Here is an 8,221-nt window from a genome sequence, read left to right as displayed (position 1 = left end):
GGGTCAGCGCTGCTCGGCGCTGCGCTGCCTCTATGTGCAAGAAGATATCGCACCGCAGATGATCGAGATGATCAAGGGCGCGATGGACGAGCTGGGCGTGGGCAATCCGTGGGATCTGTCGACCGATGTGGGCCCGGTGATCGACACCGAGGCACAGGAAGGCATCCTCGACTATCTGAGCGTCAACCGCGCGCGCATCCTGCATCAGATCGATGTCCCAAAGACCGGGACGTTCGTGCCGCCGACGCTTATCAGCCTGAGTGGTATCGAGAACCTCAACCGCGAGATCTTCGGCCCGGTGCTCCATCTCGCGACCTTCAAGGGCGATGATCTGGACGCTGTGATCGCGGCGATCAACGCCAAGGGTTTCGGTCTGACCTTCGGTCTGCACACCCGCATCGACGGGCGCGTGCAGGAAGTGGCCGATGCGATCCATGTCGGCAACGCCTATATCAACCGCAACCAGATCGGCGCGATCGTGGGCTCTCAGCCCTTCGGCGGTGAGGGCCTGTCGGGGACCGGACCGAAAGCGGGTGGGCCGAATTACGTGCCGCGTTTTTGTGCCGACGCGAAGGCCGAGCGCCCCGAGCGCGTGCAGATCCTGCCCGGTCCCACGGGCGAGCTGAACCGCCTGAGCCTTGTTCCGCGCGACCCGGTTCTGTGTCTGGGCCCGGATGCTGAGGCGCAAAAGCAGGCGGTCGAGGCTCTCGGCGGTCAGGCCCGGATCGACGCGCATAGCAAACCCGAGGATTTGGCCACGATGACCGGGATCTCCGGTGTCTTGTGGTGGGGCGATGACGAGACCGCGCGGGCCTGTGCCAAAGCACTGGCCGAGCGCGAGGGTGCAATCGTGCCGCTGATCACCGGCAAGCCCGATATCGGCCATCTCTATCACGAACGTCACCTTTGCATCGACACGACAGCAGCCGGGGGCAACGCCGCACTTCTGGCGGGTTGAGCTGCAGAAAAACCGAACGAAACCGGGGCAGAGATCACTCTGCCCCGGTTTGCATTCGTCCCCTGCGCAGGTGGACTGCGGACCGGAAAAGCGCTCCGCGCCGCACGCCCACCCCTTGTCGCATGCGCGCGGACCGCTACACTTTCACGAGATCGTCTTTGACCCATTCGTCCAATGACCGCGCCAAGGGAGCTTACCGCATATGAAAACGAAACTCATTTTGGCCGCCATCGGAGTGAGCGTCGCGCTCGCATCGAGCGCGCAGGCTGATATCGTCGTCTCCTCGAAAATCGACACCGAGGGCGGCCTTCTGGGCAATATCATCGCGCTCTCGCTGGAGCATGCCGGGATGCCGGTGCAACGCCGCCTGCAATTGGGCGGCACACAGGTCGTGCGCGAGGCCGAGCTTTCGGGCCAGATCGACATCTATCCCGAATATACCGGCAACGGGGCCTATTTCTTCAATGAGCCCGACAGCCCGGTCTGGAAAAACGCCAAGGCCGGACATGACCGCGTGGCCGAGCTAGACGCCAAGAAAAACGATCTGATCTGGCTCGACTCGGCACCTGCCAATAACACGTGGGCCATCGCCGTGACGGGCCCCGTGGCCGAGAAAAACCACCTCGTCACCATGTCTGATTTCGGCAAGTGGGTCGCAGGCGGCGGCGATGTGAAGCTGGCGGCCTCGACCGAGTTTGTCTCCTCGCCCGCCGTGCTGCCCGCGATGGAAGCGGCCTATGGCTTCAAGCTGAGCCCCGATCAGACCGTCGTGCTCTCGGGTGGCGATACTGCCGCCACGATCCAAGCCGCTGCGCGTGGCACGTCTGGAGTGAATGCCGCGATGGCCTATGGCACCGATGGCGGGCTTGGCGCGACTGGGCTTGTGGTGATGCAAGACGATAAGGGCGTCCAGCCGGTCTATGAGCCGACGCCCGTGGTGCGCGGCGCAGTGCTCAAGGAATATCCCAAGATCGCCGATGTGCTGAACCCGATCTTTTCCGGGCTCGACCTGAAAACGCTGCAAACGCTGAACGGGCGTATTCAGGTGGGAGGCGAGCCCGCCGAGAAAGTCGCGCGTGACTATCTCACCAAGATCGGAGTGCTGAACTGATCGCTGTGGCACAGACCCTGCGGCGCCTCGGCGCGCAGGGCGGGCCGCATATGCTCAGCAGGCCGGGGCTGCTATTTGCAGCCCTCGGCGCTGCCGCGATTTTCCTGCCCTTCCTGACATTGGCGGCCAATCGGATCGTCGCGGGGCAAGGCGTGCCGATCTGGTCGCTGGCGCAAGCCGCTCCCGGTCTGGTGGCCCTCGTGCTGGGGCTGGCGCTTGGCGTGATCTCACGGCCTGCTTTGCGGCTGCTGGGGGCGGCACTGGGGCTGGCAGGGCTGCTCTGGCTTTTGGTGCAGGGCTCGAACGCGCTGCTCAGCGATGCCGGAGAGTTTGCCCGCGTCTCACCGGCGGCCGGGTTCTGGTGCCTGCTCGTCGTGCTGTCGCTTCTGATGGCGGATGCGCTCGGGGCGCTCTCGCCCGGGCCATGGGCTCGCGCAGCATTGCTGGCGCTGACGGTGGGGCTTGTGGCACTACTGCTGCGCTCAGGCGCGCTGTCGGATCTGTCGATCATGCAGGAATATGCCAGTCGCAAATCCGGGTTTCAGACCGCGGCTCTGCGGCATCTGGGGCTGGCCTTCGGCTCGCTTGCAGCGGCGGCGCTGATCGGTCTGCCGCTGGGCATTGCCTGCCATAGCAGCGCCCGACTGCGCGAGGCCACCCTGCCCGTCTTGAGCTTTTTGCAAACCATCCCCTCGCTTGCGATGTTCGGGATCATGATCCCGATCCTTGGCTGGATCGCCACGGCTGTGCCCGGCGCAAAGGCCATCGGGATCGCCGGGATCGGCTTTGCGCCCGCCTTCTTCGCGCTCGTTCTCTATTCCTTGCTACCAGTGGTCGCGAACCTGCTGGCGGGGCTGCAAAGCACCCCGCCGGAGGCCCGTGAAGCCGCGCGCGGCATGGGGATGACGGGCTTTCAACGGCTGATAAAGGTCGAATTCCCGCTGGGCCTGCCGGTGATCCTTGCCGGGCTGCGCATCGTTTTGGTGCAAAATATCGGGCTTGCCGTGATCGCAGGGCTGATCGGCGGTGGCGGCTTTGGCACTTTCGTCTTTCAGGGCCTCAACCAGACCGCCACTGACCTGATCTTGCTGGGCACGCTGCCCACGGTGGCGCTTGCCCTGATCTCGGCGATCACGATGGACATTCTGGTCGAACTGGCCACACCGACTGCGGAGCGCACAAGATGATCGAGATTGACCAGATCACCAAGATCTATGACGGTGCCCGCGCGGTGGATGCCGTGTCGATGACCGTCGAGACCGGCACGATCACGGTGATCGTGGGCACATCCGGGTCGGGCAAAACCACGCTGCTGCGCATGATCAACCGGCTCGTTGAGCCCAGCTCGGGCGATGTGCGCATCAATGGCGAGGCCACCGCGGAGATGTCGAAAACCGCGCTGCGGCGGCGGATCGGCTATGCCATTCAAGGCCACGGCCTGTTTCCGCATTACACGGTCGCGCGCAATATCGGCGTGGTGCCGCAGCTTCTCGGCTGGCCTGCGGCAAAGATCGCGGCACGCGTGGATGAGCTGCTCGATCTGTTCTCGATGGCGCCCGAGCAGTTTCGCACCCGCTACCCGGCAGAGCTATCAGGCGGCCAGGCTCAGCGCGTGGGCGTTGCGCGCGCGCTGGCCTCGCGCCCCGACTTGCTGCTGATGGACGAGCCCTTCGGCGCGCTCGATCCGATCATCCGCGCCCGCGCGCAAGAGGATCTGCGCCGCATCCAGCGCAAGCTGGGCTCGACCATCGTGCTGGTGACCCATGACATGCAAGAGGCGATCCAGCTTGGCGACCGGGTGGCGGTGATGGATGCGGGGCGGCTCGTGCAGCATGCCACGCCCGCCCAGATCATCACCGAGCCCGCGACCGAGTTCGTGGCCGAAATGGTGGGCGGCATCGAACGCCCGCTGCGGCTTTTGTCACTGATCCCGGCCTGCGAGATCGCGCAGGACGGCCAGATCGAGGGCACGCCCCTGCCCGCCCAGACAAGCCTGCGCGACGTGCTCGCGCAGTGTCTCGCCAGTGGGCGCGACGCGGTGCCGGTGCTGCGCGAAGATGGCACGCAAGGCCAAGTGACGCTGGCCGCAATCCGCGCGCGCGCACAGAGCCGCGCATGAAGATCGGCGCGCTCATACGGCTAGCGCTGATTGCGCTCTTGCTGGCGCTGGTCTTGCGGCCCGAATGGTTCACTTGGGCCTTTGCGCCCTTTGCCCCGCCCGGCGGGCCGGTGATCTACACGCGCGCCTCGCTCCTGTCGCTCGCGCTCAGCCATCTGGGGCTTGTGGCGCTCGCCTCGACCGCCTCGACACTGATTGCGGTCACGCTGGCCGTGCTGGTGACCCGGCCAGCAGGCGCGGCCTTCCGCCCGCTCTCGCGCACGATTACCAATATCGGCCAGACATTTCCACCGGTGGCGGTGCTGGCCCTCGCCGTGCCTGCGCTTGGCTTTGGCGCGGGGCCGACGCTGGTGGCGCTGTTTCTCTATGGTCTGCTGCCGATTTTCGAGAATGCGATGACGGGGCTGTCGACCCTGCCGCCCGCGACGATGGAGGCTGCACGCGGCATCGGCCTGAGCCGCTGGCAAAGGTTGGTGCGTGTCGAGCTGCCTCTGGCGATGCCGGTGATTCTGACGGGCATTCGCCTGTCAGTGGTGATCTCCCTGGGCACGGCCACCATCGGCTCGACCGTCGCGGCGCGCACCTTGGGCGAGATCATCATCGCGGGTCTGCTGACCAACAACACCGCATTCGTGCTGCAAGGCGGGCTGATCGTCGGGCTGTTTGCGGTGCTGATCTATGACGCGCTGGTGCAGCTTGAGACCTATCTGTCATGGCGGCTCGGGGCGCGGCGCGCGCGTGGCTGAGCGCAAGAGCCCCGCCCCAACCTCAGACCGGACTTAGACCCCAACCGCCTCAACGGGTTCGCTTGTGAAGGCTTTCTCAAACCCCCGCAGACGTTTGTGGATCGAGAGCAGTTCGATGATCGTCGTCCACGACCCCACCAGATACTGGAACGAGCCCGTCACCTGCCCAAAGGCCGTCAGGATCTGCTGCATCACCCCAAAGCTGATCTTGCCCGCCACAATCGTCGGGATCAGCATGATATTGGCAAACACATTATCGGCCTGAATGTAGAAGCCCCGAAAGATGTTGAAATAGGCGAAGTGGAAGAAGTAGCGGAAATAGGATTGCCGCATCGTGCCATAAAGCTCTCGCACCGTGAGCGGATGAGCGCGCGCCGCGTCATCCTCGCCATAGACCAGTTCTTTACGATAGGCGGCCTCGGTGCGCTGGTTGGCAAAGGCCAGTCCGGGCAGCTTGATCCCTGCGACCGCCAAAAGCACCGTCCCAAAGAGCGACCAGCAGACGGCGGCCACCAAAAGCGGCTCGGCGATATGCCCCACGATGGGCAGCTCCGAGACGAAATGGCTCAGCCCCGCCAGCACCGGCAGAAAGGCAAAGAGCGTGATCACGGATTGGATCATCGACACGCCCAGATCCTCGACGATGGCGGCAAAGCGCGCGGTATCCTCCTGCACCCGCTGCGCCGCCCCCTCGATGCGCCGGGCACGCGGCCAATGTGACATGTAGTAAAAGTTCATCGCCGTGCGCCAACGAAACACGTAATGGCTCGTGAAAAAGTTGGTCGCGATATAGACGGCCATCCAGACTATAGCGATTTGCGACCAGATAAACAGCATGTGGTAGAGATCCCCCGCCGTCACCCCATGCCCGCCATCCAGCGCCTTCTGGATCGCATCATAGAACGGGCGCTGCCACTCGTTGAGATCCACCGTGGTCTGCACGCTGAAATAGTTCGACGCGAGGATCAGTACCGAGCCAAGGATCGACCACCAATGCCACGGATGCGGCGCGGCAATCATCCAGACGGCGGCGAACACCGCCACCCACAGCGCGCAATAGCCATAGAACCACAGGAAATCAGGCGTGACGAAAAAGCCCAACCCAATCACCTGCGGCGTGCCGGGCGCAGGCAACCCCATGCCGAACCGCGCACCCAAATGACGCGCATAGCCATACCAGACCAGCACCGATAGCAAGGTCCAGATCAGCGCGCTGGGAAAGAACAGTCTGGGATTGGGGAAAAACGATCTGAACACGAGACCTCACCTGATAAAGCGGGCCGCCACCGGGCCACGCCTTTTCTTGTAGCGCGCGGCCCGCGCGGGTGAAGCCTTGTACGCCCGCTGTCACATGGTTTTGTCTCTGCGTTAACGCCCCGATCCCCCGGCACCGGGCCTGAGGATCGGGGCCAGAGGATCGGGGTCAGAGGATCGGAGCTTTCGCCCTCAGTAGCCCTTGGCCAGCCCCGAGGGTCTGCGGCTGTCATTGGCACCCTCCAGCATCCCGGTCTTGGAATTGACAAGGATCGCCTCATCGGCCCCCCAGGGCGCGCGCTCCTTGAACGTGTAGCCCATCCCTTCCAACGCGGTCTTCGTCTTGGGGGTCAGATAGCCGGGTTCGACATAGACCAGATCAGGCAACCACTGATTGTGAACCCGCGGCGCATCGACCGCCTGCTGCATATTCATCCCGAAATCGACCACGTTGAGGATACTCTCCAGCGTCGTCGAGATAATCGTGGAGCCGCCCGGGCTGCCGGTGACCATGAACAGTTTGCCGCCCTTGAGCACGATCGTGGGCGTCATTGAGCTCAGCGGGCGCTTGCCGGGGGCGACCGCGTTGATCTTGCCCTGAACCAGACCGAACGCATTGGGCACGCCGGGCTTGGCGGTAAAATCATCCATCTCATTGTTGAGGAAGAACCCGCTATCGCCCGCGATCTTACCGGTGCCAAAGAAGAAGTTGAGCGTATAGGTCACAGCCACCGCATTGCCCTTGGCATCCACGATTGAATAATGCGTCGTATGCATCCCCTCATTGGCTCCAAGGCTGCCCTTGATCTCGGAGGACGGCGTTGCCCGATCCGGCAGGATCGTGGCGCGCAGCTTCTCGGCATGGGCCTGCGAGATCAGCTCCTGCACCGGGTTTTTCACGAAGGCCGGGTCGCCCAGATAGGTGTTGCGATCCGCAAATGCGCGGCGCTCGGCCTCGACCAGCGCATGGGTGGCCTTGACCGAGCTGTAGCCCCATTTGCCGAACGGATAGGGTTTGATGATCTGCAAGATCTCGCAGATCGTGGTGCCGCCCGAGCTGGGCGGCGGCGCCGAGATGATCTCATGGCCGCGATACTCACAGCTCACCGGCTTGCTCCAGGGGGCGGTGTATTGAGCAAAATCCTTCATCGTGAAGAGCCCGCCATCCGCCTGGCTGGCCTTCACAATCGCCTTGGCAATCGGGCCCTCGTAGAATGCTTTGCTCCCCTCTTTCGAGATCAGCTCCAGCGTCTTGGCCAGTTCCGGCTGGCGCAGCCGCTCGCCTGCGACATAGGGCGAGCCATCGGGATGCAGAAAGATCTTGGCCACATTGGGCTGGGCTGCAAAGACCTTGGTGCGCAGATCCATCAGCTTCACGTCGGCTGCATTGAGCACAAAGCCATCGCGCGCCAGCTCGATCGCCGGGGCCATCACCTTGGCCCGCGTCATCGTGCCGTATTTCGCCAGCGCCTCATCCATCCCCATCACGGTGCCGGGCACGCCCGTGCCCAGCCACGACTCGCGGCTCAGCTTGGGATCGGCCTTGCCGTCTGCGTCGAGAAACATATCGGGCGTTGCCGCCAGCGGCGCTTTCTCGCGGAAATCGAGAAACAGGTTCTGACCATTGGCCAGATGCACCGTCATGAAACCGCCGCCACCCAGATTGCCGCAGCACGGATGCACGACCGCGAGCGCATAGCCCACCGCCACCGCCGCATCGACCGCATTGCCGCCCTGTTTGAGGATATCGACCCCGACATCCGTCGCCAGATGCTGCGCGGTCACCACCATCGCATGTTTGGCGGTGACAGGTTTGGCTGCGGCCAGTTTCGCGCGGGTGACGCCCGAGACGCCGACATCGGGCAGTGCCGCGGCCGCACTGTTCTGGGTATCGGCAAAGGCGGGCGCGCCTATCAACAGACAGGCGGACAGGTAGGCTGCGATGCGGCGCATGGGGACACTCCTCGAAATCAGGCTCTGGTTTTCAGTTGATCGCGTTCTCTGAGAAACACCTATAGCGCGAATTTTCAAAG

General features: G+C 63.7%; 7 protein-coding genes. 5 read left to right on the top strand and 2 right to left on the bottom strand.

All coding sequences use genetic code 11. From position 1 onward, the window contains the following. The 5 genes from DL1_RS09150 to DL1_RS09130 all read left to right on the top strand — a co-directional run. Positions 1 to 958: aldehyde dehydrogenase family protein (locus DL1_RS09150; protein WP_038065154.1), on the top strand; the 958-nt coding region annotated here is incomplete at its 5' end. Positions 959 to 1,160: 202 nt separating this feature from the next. Next, entirely contained in the window at positions 1,161 to 2,069 is a 909-nt protein-coding gene (osmF, locus tag DL1_RS09145) for a glycine betaine ABC transporter substrate-binding protein OsmF (RefSeq protein ID WP_038065151.1), read from the top strand. Positions 2,070 to 2,074: 5 nt separating this feature from the next. Further along, positions 2,075 to 3,256 carry an ABC transporter permease gene (locus DL1_RS09140; protein ID WP_245739633.1) on the top strand — a complete coding sequence of 394 codons (1,182 nt, stop codon included), beginning with the start codon at positions 2,075 to 2,077 and terminating at the stop codon, positions 3,254 to 3,256. Next, positions 3,253 to 4,188, top strand: a complete 936-nt coding sequence (locus DL1_RS09135) for an ABC transporter ATP-binding protein (RefSeq protein ID WP_038065149.1) — start codon at positions 3,253 to 3,255, stop codon at positions 4,186 to 4,188. The genes DL1_RS09140 and DL1_RS09135 overlap by 4 nt, the downstream gene beginning before the upstream one ends. Continuing rightward, a complete protein-coding gene (locus DL1_RS09130; RefSeq protein ID WP_038065147.1) occupies positions 4,185 to 4,934 on the top strand; it encodes an ABC transporter permease in 750 nt (249 codons plus the stop codon). The genes DL1_RS09135 and DL1_RS09130 overlap by 4 nt, the downstream gene beginning before the upstream one ends. A 33-nt stretch (positions 4,935 to 4,967) precedes the next feature. Here DL1_RS09130 and sbmA read toward each other — a convergent pair whose 3' ends face one another. Continuing rightward, entirely contained in the window at positions 4,968 to 6,191 is a 1,224-nt protein-coding gene (gene sbmA, locus DL1_RS09125) for a peptide antibiotic transporter SbmA (protein ID WP_038065145.1), read from the bottom strand. 189 nt (positions 6,192 to 6,380) lie between these two features. Continuing rightward, positions 6,381 to 8,141: a gamma-glutamyltransferase gene (ggt, locus tag DL1_RS09120; RefSeq protein ID WP_081856301.1), complete on the bottom strand. Its 1,761-nt coding sequence runs from the start codon at positions 8,139 to 8,141 to the stop codon at positions 6,381 to 6,383. Between the last annotated feature and the right edge of the window lie 80 nt (positions 8,142 to 8,221).

This window comes from Thioclava dalianensis, assembly GCF_000715505.1.
Classification (GTDB): domain Bacteria; phylum Pseudomonadota; class Alphaproteobacteria; order Rhodobacterales; family Rhodobacteraceae; genus Thioclava; species Thioclava dalianensis.
This window is presented reverse-complemented; position numbering and strand designations above follow the sequence as displayed.